The organism is Aminipila sp., from assembly GCF_032051575.1.
Classification (GTDB): domain Bacteria; phylum Bacillota; class Clostridia; order Peptostreptococcales; family Anaerovoracaceae; genus Aminipila.
The window spans coordinates 147,926-165,845 of sequence record NZ_DAMBYD010000009.1 but is presented as its reverse complement, the minus strand read 5'-3'; the positions used below and the strand labels follow the sequence as shown (position 1 = coordinate 165,845).

General features: G+C 35.5%; 18 protein-coding genes and 2 tRNA genes. 6 read left to right on the top strand and 14 right to left on the bottom strand.

The window, feature by feature from the left end:
- Both RTW14_RS13545 and RTW14_RS13540 read right to left on the bottom strand, forming a co-directional pair.
- Entirely contained in the window at positions 1 to 468 is a 468-nt protein-coding gene (locus RTW14_RS13545) for a hypothetical protein (protein ID WP_312652284.1), read from the bottom strand.
- Between the two features lie 183 nt (positions 469 to 651).
- Positions 652 to 810 carry a hypothetical protein gene (locus tag RTW14_RS13540; RefSeq protein ID WP_312652282.1) on the bottom strand — a complete coding sequence of 53 codons (159 nt, stop codon included), beginning with the start codon at positions 808 to 810 and terminating at the stop codon, positions 652 to 654.
- A gap of 171 nt (positions 811 to 981) precedes the next feature.
- Here RTW14_RS13540 and RTW14_RS13535 point away from each other — a divergent pair, with 171 nt between their 5' ends.
- The 3 genes from RTW14_RS13535 to RTW14_RS13525 all read left to right on the top strand — a co-directional run bounded on the left by RTW14_RS13535 (position 982) and on the right by RTW14_RS13525 (position 2,662).
- Positions 982 to 2,316, top strand: a complete 1,335-nt coding sequence (locus RTW14_RS13535; protein WP_312652280.1) for a radical SAM protein — start codon at positions 982 to 984, stop codon at positions 2,314 to 2,316.
- A 116-nt stretch (positions 2,317 to 2,432) separates the two neighbouring features.
- Positions 2,433 to 2,508 (top strand) — tRNA-Lys (locus RTW14_RS13530).
- A 78-nt stretch (positions 2,509 to 2,586) separates the two neighbouring features.
- Positions 2,587 to 2,662, top strand: a tRNA-Lys gene (locus tag RTW14_RS13525).
- 47 nt (positions 2,663 to 2,709) lie between these two features.
- On the opposite strand, the gene RTW14_RS13520 is transcribed toward RTW14_RS13525, so the two are convergent.
- The 7 genes from RTW14_RS13520 to RTW14_RS13495 form a co-directional block, all read right to left on the bottom strand.
- Positions 2,710 to 4,455 (bottom strand): S-layer homology domain-containing protein, encoded by a 1,746-nt coding sequence (locus tag RTW14_RS13520; RefSeq protein WP_312652278.1) that lies wholly within the window; start codon positions 4,453 to 4,455, stop codon positions 2,710 to 2,712.
- A 174-nt stretch (positions 4,456 to 4,629) separates the two neighbouring features.
- Complete coding sequence (locus RTW14_RS18685) at positions 4,630 to 4,950, bottom strand: hypothetical protein (protein WP_331654457.1); 321 nt, start codon at positions 4,948 to 4,950, stop codon at positions 4,630 to 4,632.
- Between the two features lie 20 nt (positions 4,951 to 4,970).
- Positions 4,971 to 5,384 carry a tRNA threonylcarbamoyladenosine dehydratase gene (locus RTW14_RS18680; protein ID WP_331654456.1) on the bottom strand — a complete coding sequence of 138 codons (414 nt, stop codon included), beginning with the start codon at positions 5,382 to 5,384 and terminating at the stop codon, positions 4,971 to 4,973.
- A gap of 48 nt (positions 5,385 to 5,432) precedes the next feature.
- Positions 5,433 to 6,098: an amino acid ABC transporter permease gene (locus tag RTW14_RS13510; protein WP_312652276.1), complete on the bottom strand. Its 666-nt coding sequence runs from the start codon at positions 6,096 to 6,098 to the stop codon at positions 5,433 to 5,435.
- A gap of 31 nt (positions 6,099 to 6,129) precedes the next feature.
- Entirely contained in the window at positions 6,130 to 6,945 is an 816-nt protein-coding gene (locus tag RTW14_RS13505; protein WP_312652274.1) for an amino acid ABC transporter substrate-binding protein, read from the bottom strand.
- 48 nt (positions 6,946 to 6,993) lie between these two features.
- A complete protein-coding gene (locus tag RTW14_RS13500; RefSeq protein WP_312652272.1) occupies positions 6,994 to 8,136 on the bottom strand; it encodes a trans-sulfuration enzyme family protein in 1,143 nt (380 codons plus the stop codon).
- Positions 8,137 to 8,160: 24 nt separating this feature from the next.
- On the bottom strand, positions 8,161 to 8,913 hold the full coding sequence (locus RTW14_RS13495; RefSeq protein WP_312652270.1) for an amino acid ABC transporter ATP-binding protein: 753 nt from the start codon (positions 8,911 to 8,913) through the stop codon (positions 8,161 to 8,163).
- Between the two features lie 305 nt (positions 8,914 to 9,218).
- Here RTW14_RS13495 and RTW14_RS13490 point away from each other — a divergent pair, with 305 nt between their 5' ends.
- The gene (locus RTW14_RS13490) at positions 9,219 to 10,337 is read left to right on the top strand and encodes an alanine/ornithine racemase family PLP-dependent enzyme (RefSeq protein WP_312652268.1); all 1,119 of its coding nucleotides are present in this window, start codon (positions 9,219 to 9,221) and stop codon (positions 10,335 to 10,337) included.
- A gap of 33 nt (positions 10,338 to 10,370) precedes the next feature.
- Positions 10,371 to 10,865, top strand: coding sequence for a GNAT family N-acetyltransferase (locus RTW14_RS13485; protein ID WP_312652266.1), 495 nt, complete (start codon positions 10,371 to 10,373; stop codon positions 10,863 to 10,865).
- A 56-nt stretch (positions 10,866 to 10,921) separates the two neighbouring features.
- On the opposite strand, the gene RTW14_RS13480 is transcribed toward RTW14_RS13485, so the two are convergent.
- From RTW14_RS13480 to RTW14_RS13460, 5 genes are all read right to left on the bottom strand, one after another.
- Entirely contained in the window at positions 10,922 to 12,442 is a 1,521-nt protein-coding gene (locus RTW14_RS13480) for a VanZ family protein (RefSeq protein ID WP_312652264.1), read from the bottom strand.
- 77 nt (positions 12,443 to 12,519) lie between these two features.
- Positions 12,520 to 13,671 (bottom strand): sensor histidine kinase, encoded by a 1,152-nt coding sequence (locus RTW14_RS13475; protein ID WP_442871576.1) that lies wholly within the window; start codon positions 13,669 to 13,671, stop codon positions 12,520 to 12,522.
- Positions 13,655 to 14,350: a VanR-ABDEGLN family response regulator transcription factor gene (gene vanR / locus RTW14_RS13470; protein WP_312652259.1), complete on the bottom strand. Its 696-nt coding sequence runs from the start codon at positions 14,348 to 14,350 to the stop codon at positions 13,655 to 13,657. The genes RTW14_RS13475 and vanR overlap by 17 nt, the downstream gene beginning before the upstream one ends.
- Positions 14,351 to 14,551: 201 nt before the next feature.
- Positions 14,552 to 15,961, bottom strand: a complete 1,410-nt coding sequence (locus tag RTW14_RS13465; protein ID WP_312652257.1) for a sodium/glutamate symporter — start codon at positions 15,959 to 15,961, stop codon at positions 14,552 to 14,554.
- A gap of 20 nt (positions 15,962 to 15,981) precedes the next feature.
- A complete protein-coding gene (locus tag RTW14_RS13460; RefSeq protein WP_312652255.1) occupies positions 15,982 to 17,148 on the bottom strand; it encodes an alanine dehydrogenase in 1,167 nt (388 codons plus the stop codon).
- Between the two features lie 381 nt (positions 17,149 to 17,529).
- Between RTW14_RS13460 and RTW14_RS18870 the strand changes: the two genes are divergently transcribed.
- The gene (locus tag RTW14_RS18870; protein WP_442871575.1) at positions 17,530 to 17,850 is read left to right on the top strand and encodes a helix-turn-helix domain-containing protein; all 321 of its coding nucleotides are present in this window, start codon (positions 17,530 to 17,532) and stop codon (positions 17,848 to 17,850) included.
- Positions 17,851 to 17,920 lie beyond the last annotated feature (70 nt).

Below are 17,920 nucleotides of genomic sequence, written 5' to 3'. Positions count from 1 at the left end.
CTAAAACTGTATTTGCTCACGTAGCATTTCTTCTGCGTAAATTTTCCCTGTTTTTCCTATGTTATATCCAGGTTTTATAATTGTCCGTTCATCTTTATCCATTTTATCAAAAACTATTTTTGCCGTTTCCACTTGTTTATCATCCTGTGTAGTTTTTGTTAAGCATTCTTCTTCCAAAGGTGTTCTTTGCTCCAAAATCTCAGCTTCCATTACTTTTATTGGTGCCTCCATTCCTATATTGTCAGGCAGAATTTGTTTAATTTCCTGTAAGTTTTTATCGATGTTCTCTAATGTCCTCATTTGATCATTTATTCTCCAATACCATAATCGCACACTCCTAAACAAAAAAAATATCAGACTTATCACCATCAAAAGTATAAGCGCAATAATAATAACTGCGCCAATCGCCTCCACTTGAAGGTTGTTTTCAATATATTGAATTGTTGATATTACATAATCTGTAACCATTTCAAATACACCTTCCTCTGAATACAGAATATACCTTTTTATATTATACAATAAATTTATAACAATAGCAATTGCCAGAACGACTAAAAACTACACAATTATCACAAAAAACAACAAAAAGAGCGGGGTTTCCCCGCTCTGTATCTAGAAGAGAGATTAGGCCCTGGCTCTTTTTGTGAGAACTTAGTAGTCTGAGTTTTCCATACTGGATTTAATGCTTGAAGAATTTCTACTCTTCTCTTCTGTCTGCTTATTGCTTCTTACCTTTGATGTTTCCATCTTGTCCTTACAGTTGTTTGCCCTATTTTTGTTATTTGTATTGTTGTTTGTGTTGTTTTTCATATCTAATCCCTCCTTAGTGAATATTTTGTGCAATATATCATTTGATATGTAAGGAAAAAAGAGGAATTTAATCATGAATGTTTGTCTTTTGCATAGACTTATTATATGTAAATTCATGCTAAATTAATAACGATTTGCGTTAAAAGTATAAAATTATTAGGAGGAATTGGTGTGAGTATAATAAAAGAAAAAGTTGAAGCTTTTGGTGTAAAGAAAACCCTTAAATACTTGGATTCCAACCCAGAAGAAAATATGCCAAAGGTTTTCAATTGGTTAAAAAAACTCGATTCCGAAAACAAATATACTGGAGCTTTTAACTTGGGAGAAAAAGCAGTAAATGATCCTAATGATGTCTGGCATAAATATTTAATCAGCTTATTTACGGATATTGATCGTGATGTTTCTAAAAAGTTTTTTGAAAATTTTTTAGTTAACTCAGTTTTAATTGGCAGCAAGACTCGGAGAAAACTCGAAAAAAAATATGACTGTAACATTCCCTGGACATTACTGATGGATCCAACGTCTGCTTGTAACCTGCATTGTAAAGGTTGTTGGGCTGCCGAATATGGTAACAACTTATCCCTAACTTACCAACAGCTTGACGATATTATAATTCAGGGTAAAAAACTTGGCATGTATATGTATATTTATACCGGAGGTGAACCTCTTGTTCGTAAAGAGGATATAATCCGCCTTTGTGAAAAACACGGTGACTGCATTTTCTTATCATTCACAAACGCAACTCTTATTGATCAACCTTTTGTGAAAGAAATGCTGCGGGTGAAAAATTTTATTCCTGCTATCAGTGTTGAAGGTTTCGAAAAGGAAACAGACATGCGCAGAGGAGAAGGTACATATAAAAAAGTAGTAGAAGCAATGGCTTTGTTAAAAGAAAACAAATTGCCATTTGGTTTCTCCACTTGCTATCATAAAGAAAACGCTGAAATTATAGGCAGTGAAAAATACTTTGATGATATGATTGAAAAAGGCTGCAAATTTGGCTGGTTATTTACATATATACCTGTTGGCACATCTGCTATACCCGAGTTAATGGCAACCGCAGAGCAAAGGGCATTTTTGTATTATCAGGTTAGAAAATTCCGCTCTAGTAAACCTATTTTTACTATGGACTTTTGGAATGATGGGGAATATGTAAATGGTTGTATTGCTGGTGGAAGATGCTATTTGCACATTAACGCAAACGGAGATATTGACCCATGTGCCTTTGTGCATTATTCTGATTCAAATATAAAAGAGAAATCACTACTTCAGGCTTTACAGTCCCCACTTTTTATGGAGTATCGACACCATCAGCCTTTTAACGAAAATAGACTTCGTGTTTGTCCTTTACTCGATAATCCTGGTGCACTTGCTGCGATGGTTCATGCCTCTAATGCTGCATCCACAGATTTAGAAAGCCCTGAAGATGTAGATATTCTTACAGAAAAATGCAGAACCTGTGCCGAGAACTGGCAGATTATTGCTGATAAAATTTGGTATAAATAGGTCCTATGCTGCCTTTACTTATTGGCAGCATTTTCTATTGCATTTTTGAAAAAAGTTGTTGACACGGCTTTTTAAAAATGTTATATTATAAAACGTGCCAATTATGTGTACAATGTGCATCGTTAGCTCAGTTGGTAGAGCACCTGACTCTTAATCAGGGTGTCCAGGGTTCGAACCCCTGACGGTGTACCAATCTAAAAAATACATTTTTAGGACAAGCTCCTATAAATGTTATAATACACAGACGTGCAAATTAGAGCACGCCAATGCGCATCGTTAGCTCAGTTGGTAGAGCACCTGACTCTTAATCAGGGTGTCCAGGGTTCGAACCCCTGACGGTGTACCAATAAATAAGAGAACCATAGCAAAAGCTATGGTCTTTTTATTTATCTTTTATATTTGCGGAATTTCAACTGATTCAACCTTATAATTTATGGTTTTGGTTTTAGTGATAGTTTTACCAGATGCACTTGTCAGTACAAATTCAAATGTGTTATCCCCTTCCTTTAGTGTATAGGACTTTTCCCAATTACGATTATAGTCTGCTGTAGCTGAACCCACTTCTGATCCATTTATAGTAAGTACTGTACTGTAATTTTTATCGTAAATGCTACCTCTTATTGTGACGTTATCACTTTTTACTTCTGATGGGCAATATGAAATAGTTAATTCCGGTTCTGCAACACCATAATTAATTGTCTTTGTCTGGGTACTTGTTTTACCAGAAGAACTGGTCAGCACAAAATTTAATTTATTTTCTCCTTCCTTAAGATCATAGGTCCAGTTCCAACTGCTACTATATCCTGCACTGGAAGAACCTACTTCTGTTCCGTTTATAGTTAATACTGTACTGTAATTTTTATCATAAATTGTTCCTCTTAATGCAACACTTTTATCTGACACTTCCGTAGGGCAGCTTAAAATCGACAATTCCGGGCCCCCAACAGTATAGTTAATCGTCTTTGTTTGAGTAGTTGTTTTTCCTGAGGTACTGGTCAGCACAAAATTTAGTGTGTTTTTTCCTTCTTTTAAGGTACAGGGCCAGAACCAATTACATGTTTTTCCCTTCGTGGAAACGTCTATTTTAGAGCCGTTTATAGTTAGCACAGTATCAGAATTTTTATCAGACATACTACCTGTTAAAGTAATATTCTTCTCGGATACTTCCGATGGGCAATAACTGATTGTTAAAACCGGGGCATCTAATTGATAAGTCGCTGTTACACTTAATGTTTTTGTTTTTCCTGATTTTGTTCCAACAATTGTAAAAGTTTTAGCCCCCTCTGCAGTAAACGTATATGGATATGTGCCCTCATATGCGCCAAATCCATTATTACTTACAGATATGGCTTTCCCATCAACTGTAACTTTTGTGCCTTCTTCTGCTTCAACTTGTACAGTTACATTCTTGGGGTCGTTACTACTAACAATTTTTGCAGTTATATTCAATTCACTATTTATTGACGTTACTGCCTGCTTAGTAGCTCTGTTTAACAAAACTACAGCTTCTGCTTTGCTTATGCCCTGTTGCGGCCTAAATGTGCCATCGCTATAACCAGATATTAAATTCCGTTCAGCCGCAATGCTTACATAACCTAACAAGGATGCTGAAATACTGCTTGCATCTGAGAATTTATAACTAGCACTATTTACATCCTGCGCATCTTTATCCGTAAGCCCCATCATTCTAACTAATGCAACAGCAATATCTTCTCGTGTAGCGGTCTCAGCAGGGTGGAATGCTGGCGTGCCGCCAAATGGATTGGAATACCCTGTCAAGAAGTCTTTACTAGTTTCCACATATGTATTTGACCATCTGCTTATTGGCACATCTGAAAATGTGGGCGCAGTAGTATTTTTCAATGGAGCATTAAATGTCAATACCAGCATTTTGGCGAATTGTTCTCTTGTAACCTTATTGGCAGGATTAAACTTACCATTCCCATCCCCCTCAATTATTCCTCGCGAAGTAAAAGAACTAATTGCCTCAGATGCCCAACTATACCCATTTAAATCATTAAATGAAACAGTATTTCCATTTCCAACTATCTGAATGGTAGTATCCGCATTAGCCGTAACCGTGCTAAACATCATTAACAAAAGAATAATAACTGATATGACTTTACTTTTTTTTAGCATTATAACATTCCTCCCTATATTTAGTTTTCTTAACTCTTGTTGTGAGTTGAATTGTAAATATAGTATATCATTATATTTAGCAAAATCTACCATATTAAGAAAAAACTCCAGGCACTAGCCTAGAGTTTTATTTTTCATACATCAGATGGTACAATTAGATTCCTTCCAAATATTTTACTTAATTAAATCTTTAATAACTTTACCAGCAATAATAAGCCCCACTACAGACGGGACGAAAGCGTTACTTCCAGGTACCTGTCTGCGTTGTGTACATTTTCTTGCTGTTCCTGGCGGGCAGATGCAATGGGCATGACAGCTTATTGCCATGTCTCTTACTGGCTCCAAAGGAGTTTCCTGCGAATAAACGACTTTCAGTGCCTTTATGTCATTTTGGCGGCATAGTTTACGCATTACCTTTGCCAATGGACATATGGAAGTTTCGTAAATATCTGCAAGTTTAAATGCTGTTGGATCAACCTTATTTCCTGCACCCATTGAACTAATTATTGGAGTTCCTAAAATGAGCTGTATCTTTTTACAAGTTCCATTTTACCTGTAACGGTATCAATTGCATCAATTACGTAGTCATATTTTAAAAAATCAAACTGCTGAGAAGTATCAGGCATATAAAATGTTTTATATTTATTTACCACGGTGTCAGGATTGATTTCTTTAATTCGTTCCTCTGCCACATCTACCTTGTATTGCCCTACAGTTTTATGGGTTGCATAAATTTGACGGTTAATGTTGGTCAAGCAGATTTTATCATCATCAATGATATCTACCGTGCCGATACCACTGCGTACAAGGGCCTCCACAGCATATCCCCCCACACCTCCGATTCCAAATATTGCAACACGCGAATGAGCAAGCTTTTCCATTGCCTCTTTACCAAATATTAGTTCTGTTCTAGAAAATTGAGTCAGCATCGTTCTCTCTCCAATATTTTTATCTTACAATTGTATATCATATAATTACTAGTTTGTCTGTAAATTCATCCTTTTTTCCCCATAATGCTGCAATTGTGTAAGTACTGTACAAAACATTAAGTAAATTACCGCTACTTCGCAATAAAGAATGAGTGGCTCATACAGTTTTGCAGCTATTTGCTGAGTCGCCATAAACATCTCTGTCACAGTAATACTTGCGGCTAGCGAGGTGTCTTTTACCAGTCCGATAAAAGAGTTAAATAAAGGGGGAAAGGCTGTTTTAAAAGCCTGGGGCAAAACAATAAGCCTCATTGCCTGTACATAAGACAAGCCTACACAGTATCCTGCTTCCAACTGACCTTTTGGGACCGATAATATTGCTGCTCTAAGTGTTTCTGAGGCATAGGCTCCAACGTTTAGAGAAAAGGCAATAATGGCGGCTGGAAATGGATTTAATACAATTCCAACACTAGGCAATCCATAAAATATAATAAAAATCTGTACAAGTAACGGAGTTCCCCGGATAATCCAAATATAAAATTTTGCAATCTGCTTCAGAACTCTGATATCTGCAATTTGTACGATTGCAGTGAAAAGAGCAAGAACTATTCCTAGAATAAAGGAAATCAATGTAAGCGGAATAGTATAGACTAATCCTGGAATTAGTATTTTAAAAAATGAATCTTGTAAAATTTCTATTATTCGAGCATCCATTGCTAGTACCGTCCTTTCGTGTTTTACAATTTTATTGTTTTACAGAAACATCTACACTAAAATATTTATTAGATATTTCTTTTAGTGTACCTTCTTCAGCAAGTTCAGCCAATGCATCATCAATAGCTTTTACCAATGTATCGTTTCCCTGTCTGATCAAAATTGCATTTTCACTGCTTTCTTCCGATAATGCTGCTATTTTCACATCAGCATCAGGTTTCTGGGTGACATAATCATAAAATGTTAAGTTATCGTTAATCGTAGCATCTGCTCTTCCTGCAAGCACCAAATCAATCGATTGATTGAATCCATCTGTTCCAACTAATTCAGCTCCGTAACTCTCTGCGGACTTGCCCCAATTACTTGTAAGTGACTGGGCGGATTTCTTACCTGCTAAATCTTCAAAGCTTTTAATATCTTTATTGGATGCTGCTACAATCAGTGCCCCTTTTGTATAAGTATAAGGCGTTGAAAAACTGTATTTTTGTTGTCTTTCTTCCGTTATACCAACCTGATTTACAATAATATCAAAGCGCTTAGCATCAAGACCCGCGATAATACTATCCCATTTTGTTTCTACAAATTCTGCTTTTACCCCTAATTTCTTTGCCACAGCCTGTGCAACTTCTACATCATATCCTACTAAATCACCCTCATCATTGTGAAAAGTATATGGGGCATATGTCCCTTCTGTCCCGACTTTAATAACTCCAGCGTCTTGAATGCTTGCAAGTAGGTCCTTCTCAGTGGTTTCGGCTTTTTCTGTTCCTTTAGCCGCACCGCATCCAGTTAAGGCTGCCGTAATTAATAGACCTGTTAATATAGTAGCAATTGTTCGTTTTTTCATCTTATTACCTCATTCTTTCTTATCTTTATATATCTTTTATTTTCTTCTTTATATTTTAGCTTTTACAAGAGCATTAGAAATATCTTCTAAAATGTCCTCTTCATGCTCCACACCTATAGCCAGCCTAAGTAATTTGCTATCAATTCCAATTTTCTCCTGCAACTCCAGAGCATAGGACTCATGTGTCATAGAAGCCGGATGGCAAATTAGAGATTCAACTCCGCCTAAACTTACTGCTAGATCAAAAATTTTAAGGTTAGCAATAAATTTTTTACTATCCCATCCATCATTTAGACGGATAGATAGGACCCCTCCATCACCTGTGGCTTGGGAACGCTGGATGTCATGATTTTTATGGCTTTTTAATCCAGGGTAATAAACATCTTTTACTGCTGGATGTTTCTCAAAATATTGAGCTACAAGTAAAGCATTCTTTTGATGTTTGGCAAGTCTTAGACTTAACGTTTTAATTCCTCTTGTTAATAAAAAGGAATCTATTGGACTAAGAATTCCTCCATATGTATTTTGAAGGAACTTTAACTTTGTAAAATGTTCATCATCATTCAGCAGAACAAGACCTGCTAGAATATCAGAATGCCCCGCATAATATTTTGTTGCTGAATACACAACAATATCTGCTCCTAAATCCAAAGGCTTTTGAAAATATGATGTTAGGAAAGTATTATCCACTACAGTTACGATGTTTCTTTTTCTGGCTTCCTTACTTACTTTTCTAATATCCGTAATTTCTAATAGCGGGTTGGAAGGCGTTTCTATAAAAATCATTTTTACGTTTGAATCAGCATCATTGAAATTATAATGATTAAAATCATTTACTACTTCATATTCAATGCCATGATCTGCAAAAATGTTTGAAACATATCTCCATGTTCCACCATATACATTATTATTTATTAAGACTTTGTCTCCTTGCTTCAGCAGTCCAAAGACAAGACTTGTTGCGGCCATACCAGATGCAAGTGCGAGTCCATACTTAGCACCTTCTAAGTCAGCAGCTAACTTTTCCACGTTGCTTCTAGTAGGATTACTGCCTCGGCTATACGCAAATTCCTGAAACTGATCAAGACTTGGTTGCGCAAAGGTTGAAGATAAATAAATGGGGTAATTTACAGCATCTTTCCCACTATCCTCAGATTTTCCGCCATGAATGGCTATTGATTCATATCTCATTTTTTAATCTCCTTTGTTTGATTTCTATATTGCATAATCTGTGTAATTATTTATTCTTCTTAAGAACTGCTTTGTTCGTTCCTCTTTTGGATGTGTAAATATATCAGCGGGGGGGCCCTGTTCTACAATTTTACCTTTATCCATAAAAATCACCTGGTTTGCAACCTCCTGAGCAAAGCTCATTTCATGGGTAACTACTAGCATGGTCGTTCCTTCCTTGGCCAGGTTTTTCATAATAGAAAGAACCTCTGAAATAAGTTCTGGATCTAATGCCGATGTAGGCTCATCAAATAAGATGACGTATGGATTAAATGCAAAAGCTCTTGCAATGCCTACTCGTTGCTGCTGCCCACCGGATAACTGTGAAGGATAAAAATCATATTTATCCTTCAGTCCCACTTTATCCAACGCGTTCTTTGATATTTTGTAGGCCTCTTCTGGCGAAATCTTTCTGGCATGAATTAATCCTATGGCAACATTGTCCAGTGCAGTTTTATTGTTAAATAAATTATAGTTTTGGAATACAAAACCAGTTTTTTTACGAAGTGTAGAAATATCCTTTTTTGTAATGTTAGTAAAATCTGCAGACACATCATCGAAAGTAATTAATCCACTATCCGCCTTCTCAAGAAAGTTAATACAACGAAGAAGAGTGGTTTTGCCTGAACCACTTGGTCCAAGAAGAACAACAACATCCCCCTTTTCAATTTTTATATTGATACCATCCAGAACCGTATTGTCTTTAAAAGATTTACAGATATTTTTAATTTCTAGCATGATTCCACCTCATTCTTATTCATACATTTCATATCGGATTAGTATGAAATGTAACTTGTTTTGTAGTATACAGATATCAAATAAACTTGTCAATGGAATTTAACTAAAATTTTTATATTTTCTGTTATGAGATACAAAACAGCCTTACTAATGGCTAAAAATTAGTGATTCCATAACTTCTTCTTTTATTATCCAAATCTTGTTATTCGCTGCAACATGATGTAGAATCTATTTAAATATTATATTTTTTATCTGCTTTTCCTAATTTAACCACTCATATAAGCAGTTTTAAAGGAGGTTTAGGTATGGAGACCTATCAAAGCTATCCAGTGTTAGAAATTAACCTGGAGGGAATTTATCATAATTCAAAAGCAGTAGTAGATATGTGTCAGAAAAAAAACATTCAAGTTACTGGGGTTGTAAAAGGAACAGACTCCTATGAAAACTCATATTTAGAAGTTGCCAAGCAAATGTTAAATGCAGGTTGTATCTCTATTGGAGACTCAAGAATGAATACCATTAAGCGAATGCGTGAATTAGGTATGACTGCTCCTGTTCTCCTAATCAGAATTCCTATGCCCTGTGAACTCGAGGACGTTATCACATACACAGATATAAGCCTTAACTCTGAAATTGAAAATATTAAAGTTCTTAATGAAATCGCTAAAAATCAAAATAAGAATCATAAGGTTATACTTATGATGGATTTAGGTGATCTTAGAGAAGGTTATATAAAAGAAGATGACCTTATAAAAGATGCTGTTTATATTGAAAGACAGTTAAGTAACATTACTCTTTATGGTATCGGAACAAACTTGGGATGCTTTGGTTCCATTAAGCCAAATGAAACAAACCTAGGTACACTGGTTTCTATAGCCAATAAAATATCAAAGACTATCGGGCGAAAACTTGATATAGTATCTGGCGGTGCAACCTCTTCTCTGCCTATGGTACTAAATGGGACAATCCCAGAAGGTATTAATCACTTGCGGGTAGGCGAAGGTATTGTAAATGCAAGAGACCTGCAAGATATTTGGGGGCTGGATCTTCCTATGTTCCGTAGAAATAATTACGTAATCAAAGCGCAAGTAATAGAGGTAAAAGAAAAGCCTTCCTATCCTATAGGAGAAATTTTTGTAGACGCCTTTGGCAACACACCTGAGTATATGGACAAAGGGTTAAGAAAAAGAGCTTTAGTGGCTTTGGGAAAGAGGGATATTGGAGATATTTTCAGTGTACTTCCCAAATTAAAAGGTGCATCAGTAGAAGGTGGTAGCAGTGATCATTTAATACTTGATGTTACTGATTGTGAAACGGATATTTCCTTGGGGAATATTATTGAATTTGAAGCCTGCTATGGAGCAATGATCCATTCTACATACTCCAGTTCCGTAACTAAAAAATATGTTTACCCAGAAGATTAATTTATAATTGTAGTCAGAAAGGATTGTTTTATTATGATTAAGACCTCTCGTCTAAATATTGTAGAAGCTGAAGAAGCTGACATTGATACCATCATTCAAATTGAAAGTCATAAAGATAATCGTGATTTCCTTTGGATAGGAACCTACGATGAGCACAAGTCGGAAATCAAAGATCCGAATCATCGGCTTTTGGTTTTTAGAACTAAGGATAATAAAAAAACGGTAGGCTATGCTTTGATTAGGCTGGATTTTAAATCAGAGATTTTCGAGTTACGAAGAATCGCCATTACCGAAAAAGGCATTGGCTATGGAAAAGAAGCTATGCTGTCATTATTTGCTTACGCCTTTAACGATTTAAAAGTAAATCGATTTTGGCTCGATGTTTACCCTGACAACTCTATTGGTATCAAACTATATGAAAGTCTTGGAATGCATTGTGATGGGGTTCTCAGGCAGAATTATAAAGCTGAAAGAGGTTATCTTGACCAAATAATTTATTCATTGCTTAAAAGTGAATACCCTTTATAATATAACAAGGAAAGAGCGCAATCAATATACCTAAGAATACGTTCTTTCCTTATTCTTTATCTTCCCCTTCTTTCTTCCATTTCATTGTATAATCCCAGGCTGTCTTTCCATCTACCTTCTTCTGTGCTTCCCATAACTACGCCGATGTATATATCCCCCTGTACCTTTGCAGCAGATACGAGACAACAGCCCGCGCTTTCGCTTTTCCCTGTTTTAAGCCCAATGGCTGGTTCATAATAATACGGACTTTCTGGATTTATTAATTCATTTGTATTGTGATACGTCACATTTTGCCCACTAATCCACTTGTCAGAAATGCTATAAGAACCAGCTATAGATTTCAATTTTCTGCAATCTAAAAATTCTTTTGCAATAAATGCAAGATCTTCAGCTGTTGTATATTGATTCTCAGAATCATACCCATCTGGACGTATAAAATTAGAATTTTTTGCACCAACCGATATGGCTTTTTTATTCATGGCTGCCATAAAAACTGTTAGCGCTTCATTAATGGAAAGATTTTCATCTCCGGCTATTTTTCTTCCTGTAAAAACCCCAAGAGCATAGGCCGCATCATTTCCTGATGGTAACAGAAGTCCATCGAGTAATTGGTGAACGGTTAATTCATTTCCCGGATAAAGCCAGGCTCTTGAAGCATTTTCTGTAATTAATTTGACTTCCTCGCCTACGTTTACCTCCTCATCCATATCACAATAATCTAATGCGGTTAAAGCGGTCAGCATCTTCGTTGTACTTGCAGGCGCAATTTTTTGTTGACTCTCCTTTTTATAATATACTGTATTTGAAGATACATTAATAAAATATGCATTCTTTGCTATAAGGTCTGGTGAAAGCATCTCGTCTGCGGTTTTTACCTTTGCTGCTGCTACTTTTGCAAGTACTTTTTCATGAAATTGATTTGTTTCTACCAAATTCCCTCTTTCTGCAAAACCTGTTGTAAATACAGAAATAGCAATTACAAAACATAAAGCAGTAATAACTCCAGTATCATTTAGTCTTCTTCGATACTTGCCATCTATTTTCTTTATTACGCCCACTCTCCGACGTAATGATGGAATGATAAGCAATAGTAATTTTCCCACTATATAACCTGCAAAGGTCCCAATTGTATTTAATATAACGTCATCCACGTCCGTACCCCGTGACTCAAACAATTGTATAATTTCAATGAATAAAGAAATGCCCATTCCTATCAATAACGTTACATGAAGCTTCTGACACTTGTACGACAAAAGTACCAACAAAACCCCTATAGGAACAAACATGAGCATGTTACCAAAAAAATTCATTGGGTTATTTGCTATATTTTTTAATACCATAAAAGGATTTAAATTTATGTTTTTCCCAACGCTGCTTATGGATACCCCCATATCAGGTGAAATGGTAACAGAAAAGACAATAGTTAGGTATAATCCCAAACATATTAGCAGTACCCTGTGAATCACCGCAACATGTTCATGCCTTCTTTTTAAATTAATTTCTGATGTGAGTAAAACAATTACACTTGCTATCAGCCCTGGTAAGATGTAACCCTTCATTGCCACAATATATGCCATAAAACAATATCCCCTTTCGACAAATTTATTTTATCACAAGGGGATAGTTAATGTTTTAATATCTAATTATTAATTTATTAAGAATTTGTGAAGAAATCTTTTATATTGGGTAGTGTTATTTTAAAAATTATTTTTCCTTCTTCACAAATTGCCTCTATGGAGCCTCCATGGAGCTTTATAATATCTTTGGCAATAGCCAGCCCCAACCCTGCGCCTCCTGTGGCGCTGGATCTGGCATAATCAAGCCGGTAGAACTTTTCAAATATTACACCAATCTTTTCTTTTGGAATAACACCAGGGTTTTCAAATCGAATAATTGCATTGCTCTCCTGAATTTCTCCATAAACATCGATGATACTATTGGGTGGACTGTACGAAATAGCGTTCTTTAATATATTGTTAAATACTCTTGCCAGTTTTTCTGAGTCCGCAAAAATTGTTAAATTCTCAGAAGCATGGATTTTTACTTTTTTATTGCTTGCCACTAATGCTGGATAGGCCTCGTCAGCAATTTGCACAAACATATAATACAAATCAATCCTCTCTTTATTTAATGGTATGGATTCAAGATTGTACCGGGTAATTTCAAAGAATTCATTTATAAGCTTTTCTAACCGATAAGCTTTTTCTAAAGTTATATGTACATACTTTGCTTTTTGTGCTATGGGCATGTCCATAATTTCATCCATCAAGCTTAAATATCCAATTACAGAAGTAAGTGGCGTTTTGATGTCATGGGCAAGATATACAACCAGATCATTTTTTCTTTTTTCAGCTTCCTCTTTTGCTTCTGCCCTTTTTGCCAGCTCTTCTTTTACCTGATTTAGTTTTGATTCCATAAAATTAAGTTCTGGAGACATAATTATTCTATTCTTATCTTCTCTGACCAGTTGATCTACACCTGATACAATTTCGTCAAAATATTTTGTAAACCAGGATAAAGAAAACCGGAACAGAATTATAAAGAAGATAATGCATGTAATCATCATTACTGTATCAATTTGACTTCTTATATATCCAAAATAAAGATCGCTTGCACGCTCCCAGTCTGCGCCCGTAATGGCGCAAATAACTTCAGTAATTTTATTTCCAATATATCCTCTTCCTGCGGAGCGAATGATGATAACCAACACTATGGCAACTAAAACAATCATCAGACACTGCAAGAAAATCTTTTGAATAAGCTTTTGATATACTTTATCTCCTAAAATACTATTTTTCAATTTTATACCCTACCCCCCATACCGTTTTGATATATTTAGGGTTTTCAACACAATCTCCCATCTTTTCTCTTAAATGGCGGATGTGCACAGTAATGGTATTATTCCCTTTGCTAAAATATTCGTCCCCCCAGATTTCATAGAAAAGCTGTTCAGAACTAACAACATTTCCTTTCTGCAAACATAGAATTTTTAAAATTGAAAATTCTGTGGGGGTAAGAGCCAGCGGCTTTTCATTCAATAAGCATTCATGAGTATTCGTATCGATCACCAGCCCCGAATGAACAATAACCGAGTCTGGCTCTACAGGAGCCGAATTATACTTGGTATATCGTCGCAGCTGCGCTTTAACTCTTGCAACCAGTTCTAGCGGCCTGAATGGCTTTGTAATGTAATCATCGGCTCCAAGAGTCAGTCCGGTTATCTTATCGGTTTCTTCCTCTTTTGCAGTAAGCATAATGACTGGATAGGTATACTTTTCCCTTATATGCTGACAGATACTAAACCCATTGCCGTCTGGAAGCATTACATCCAAAAGTGCCAAATCTATTTTCTCTTCATTAATGCAGGCCAAGGCTTCTGCAGCTGTATAAAACTTAAAAACTTTATACTCTTCATTATTCAGATATACTTCAACTAAATCGGCAATTTCCTGTTCATCATCTACAATAAGTATACTTTCCTTCATTTATTTCAATCCTCCTAACATGCTGGGTTTCTTCTTCTATTTTATCAGAACTAATTTACTATTTGTTATTAATTCCTTAGGAAAATATTAAGATTTTCATTAATTTTATAACAAAGGAATACAAAGAGCTAAAATAGAAAAACGGCGAGTCCTATATTTTATAGAACCTCGCCGTTTTTTTATTTTAGCTTTGACCTAAAGCTAAGCAATATCAGTTTTAGTTATTACACTATTATTCTCTTCAAATTGAACAGCTGATCTTCCACCAAGAGGTATCTTCCAATACCACCATTTAAAAATGGTATTAATGAAAATACATACTACACCTATTAATGCAAAAATCCCAACAAATGCCCAGTGCTGCCCTCCAAGTAACATGGCCGGCCCAGCAGACCACGCAAATAATTCTATTGGTGTATTCAGGGAACCAACTATGGCGGTATCCGAAAGAGTCTTAGACTTATTGTCTGGATCCACTACCCTTAATAATGTAAGCCCTATGGCAAATACACCAGTAGCATATCCATAAACAAATATTGACCGTTCAAACCAGCTTTCGTTGTTCATCACTGGTCCCATTACTCTTAACATTAATACAACTACCAATATTCCTGATATCATTAATAATCCCAGCGGTAATGCATATTCAACAATTACTGGTAAGTTTATTGAAGCTACCCCAAAAAATACCAAATAATCAGTTGCTGCGCTGCCTATTCTATTGATTATTTTATCGTCAACGTATTTGTATACACCTTTTTTCCCTTTTCCTAACAACATAAACATCACCAATGCAATCACAAATGCTACTGTAAATGTTGGGAATTCAAGGCCCCATCTTGTTGCAATATATGTATTTAATAAATATCCCAGGCCTGACGGTATAAGTATCAGTGCTGTATGAAATGCTAGCGGATCCAGAGCAATAGAAGAAACCGTATCTGCTCCCATTGCCACTCTATTTTCTTCTTTAACTAAGCCTGTCTTTAGGTCTTCTGATATCTTTGAAAAATCCTTAACATAGTGAGTATATCCTTTTTTTGTTGCCCATTTTATAAAGATAAGTCCTCCAAAAATACCTGTTAAAATACCTACCGTTGCTGCTGTCATAGCCAAATCCGTTGCTGCAGACCACCCTAATTTTTCAAAGGACGATCCTATTGCAGCCGCGGTTCCATGTCCTCCATAAAATCCTGCTACTAACACCATACCAAAGCCATTATTTATTTGAGGATTTATTTTTGATATTACTAAAATAGAAAAGGCAATAGGTATACAAAATTGAGCCGCCATAATTAAAATCTTATACGATGCATAGGCACCCATCCGATTAAGGTCTTTTTTCATATTCCCAGGAGAAAAAGAAAAGCCGTTAATACCTACTGAAGCAAATACAAAAATGGTTATTAACCCCGCATAGGTACTAATATCATCTGAAAAAGGCAAAATATTTAAGAAGTTTTTGCCTAAAATCAATCCCATAAATCCGGCTATCAGGCTTGCCGGAATAAAACTTTCCTGAATAAATTTGACTTTAGCTCGAAGCAACATTCCTATTAAAATAAGCCCACTTGCACAAGCTAAATCAACTAATAATGTGTATACTGTCATCACTTAGCTCTCCTTCTTCATTAGATTTTATAAAAATTATTTGATCTAGATACAGTAGCTGGTGGTGCCGGATCCAATATTTCATTTGATATTTTTAATATATCTTCAGGTCTTATCCATGGTCTGTTTTGAATCGCACTTGTTTCTTCATGAGTAAGATATCCTTTATACGTTGTTAAACTTCTCCTTAAATAGCCATCTCTTATACATGCTTTTTCTATTCCCAAGTTGAGAATGGAACGAAGGTGTGGCAATATGGAGGCCGCATATGCTTCTGATACCGACCTTGCAATGGAACCTGGAATATTACTTACGCCGTAATGCACAATCCCATTTTCTACATATGTTGGAGCTTCAAATGTTGTTTCATGAAAAGATTCGATTGCCCCAGGAGTATCATTACTTATGTCTACAATTACGGACCCTTTTTCCATTAAATTGAGCATATCACGATCAATTAAGTAATCTGTACAACCCTTAGGCCATTTTACACTATTGATAACCAAATCGGTTTCGGGAAGAATCTTTTTTATATTTTGCTTAGTGGAAAATTGAGTGTTTACTTTTTCATTATATACTTTCCCGATATCTCTTAGCGTTTCCATACTAACATCCATCACAGTGCACCATGCTCCAAGGGAATGGAGAACTTGCAGCGCAGATTTTCCAACTAATCCTGCTCCAAGTATAAGGACTTTTATTCCTGGTGCCCCAGCTAAACCACTTACAAATTTTCCTTTTCCTCCATTATAGGAAAGCATTGAATACAAACCCATTAAAGCCCCCTGTTTTCCAGCTGCTTCACAGTTAACCGAACCAAATCTATGTGAATCTTCCGCTGTAAAGGCAATGCACTTCTTATTAAGTAAAGCTTGGATTTCTTCTTCATGTGCCGCTGGATGTATACATGTGTATATGAGTTGTCCTTCTTTAAGTAATTTATACTCGGACTCCTCTATTTCTTTAACTTTGGCTATAAAGTCACATTCTTTGTAGACTTCCTCTGCCGTTTCTACTATTTGAGCGCCTGACTTTTGATAATCGCTATTTGTAAATCCTGCCTTTAGTCCAGCATCTTTTTGAACAAATACAATATGACCATCACTTTTAATACTATTTACTTCTGAAGGAGTTGCAATCACTCTGTTTTCTCCTTCTTTTATATCTTTTAGTACACCAAAGATCATTTCAGTACCACCTTCTTTATATTATTTTTTTTGTTTTGATACGTATCAACTATCTTTAATAGCAACTATGATGCCAAAATTTTCTGAATATGTCACATTTCTTTATAATAGTGACAAATGTTCAATTGCCAACAATTATTAGCTAATACTCATGGTTTTATAATCCTGCAATTTTTTTGTAAAATGAACAGAAGATAAGTTACTGTTAGGACAATTGGGGTATTATTGTTATATTTAGGGCACCTGTTTTTATATTTTGAATACGTAATGTTATATTTTGGGCACTTAATGTTATTTTCTGGGCACTTCGTTATTATTTTCAAAAATTTGTTCGGTTGTTTATATGGCGAATTTATAATCTAAGTGCAACGCATAAAAAATATGACTCATAAGAAAAATCCGAGTAAAATAGTCTTTGCGAATACAACTATTGAAAGGATTAATTCTATGAGCCAGTACACACATTTTACCACCTTTGAGAGGGAAAGAATATTATTTCTACTTGGTCAATGTAAATCTTTAAGCTTTATTGCAAGTAAACTCAATAGAAACAAATCATCTATATCAAGAGAAATCAAAAGAAACTCAGTTAGTAACGGTACTTATTCTCCTTCTATAGCTCAAAGAAAATATTTAAAGAGACGTAAAAACTGTAAACGTAAACAACTGCTATCTAATAAAGCAATTCATGATAAGGTATAGGAACTTTTTTTGCAACACCAATGGTCACACTATAAGAATGCACAAATTTATACAGATGTGGCATTGAAGG

Bases quoted from the DNA above. Each gene is read 5' to 3' on its own strand.
- RTW14_RS13545 (WP_312652284.1), bottom strand. From the start codon at position 468: ATGGTTACAGATTATGTAATATCAACAATTCAATATATTGAAAACAAC.
- RTW14_RS13540 (WP_312652282.1), bottom strand. From the start codon at position 810: ATGAAAAACAACACAAACAACAATACAAATAACAAAAATAGGGCAAAC.
- RTW14_RS13520 (WP_312652278.1), bottom strand. From the start codon at position 4,455: ATGCTAAAAAAAAGTAAAGTCATATCAGTTATTATTCTTTTGTTAATG.
- RTW14_RS18685 (WP_331654457.1), bottom strand. From the start codon at position 4,950: ATGGGTGCAGGAAATAAGGTTGATCCAACAGCATTTAAACTTGCAGAT.
- RTW14_RS18680 (WP_331654456.1), bottom strand. From the start codon at position 5,384: ATGCTGACTCAATTTTCTAGAACAGAACTAATATTTGGTAAAGAGGCA.
- RTW14_RS13510 (WP_312652276.1), bottom strand. From the start codon at position 6,098: ATGGATGCTCGAATAATAGAAATTTTACAAGATTCATTTTTTAAAATA.
- RTW14_RS13505 (WP_312652274.1), bottom strand. From the start codon at position 6,945: ATGAAAAAACGAACAATTGCTACTATATTAACAGGTCTATTAATTACG.
- RTW14_RS13500 (WP_312652272.1), bottom strand. From the start codon at position 8,136: ATGAGATATGAATCAATAGCCATTCATGGCGGAAAATCTGAGGATAGT.
- RTW14_RS13495 (WP_312652270.1), bottom strand. From the start codon at position 8,913: ATGCTAGAAATTAAAAATATCTGTAAATCTTTTAAAGACAATACGGTT.
- RTW14_RS13490 (WP_312652268.1), top strand. From the start codon at position 9,219: ATGGAGACCTATCAAAGCTATCCAGTGTTAGAAATTAACCTGGAGGGA.
- RTW14_RS13485 (WP_312652266.1), top strand. From the start codon at position 10,371: ATGATTAAGACCTCTCGTCTAAATATTGTAGAAGCTGAAGAAGCTGAC.
- RTW14_RS13480 (WP_312652264.1), bottom strand. From the start codon at position 12,442: ATGGCATATATTGTGGCAATGAAGGGTTACATCTTACCAGGGCTGATA.
- vanR (WP_312652259.1), bottom strand. From the start codon at position 14,350: ATGAAGGAAAGTATACTTATTGTAGATGATGAACAGGAAATTGCCGAT.
- RTW14_RS13465 (WP_312652257.1), bottom strand. From the start codon at position 15,961: ATGACAGTATACACATTATTAGTTGATTTAGCTTGTGCAAGTGGGCTT.
- RTW14_RS13460 (WP_312652255.1), bottom strand. From the start codon at position 17,148: ATGATCTTTGGTGTACTAAAAGATATAAAAGAAGGAGAAAACAGAGTG.
- RTW14_RS18870 (WP_442871575.1), top strand. From the start codon at position 17,530: ATGACTCATAAGAAAAATCCGAGTAAAATAGTCTTTGCGAATACAACT.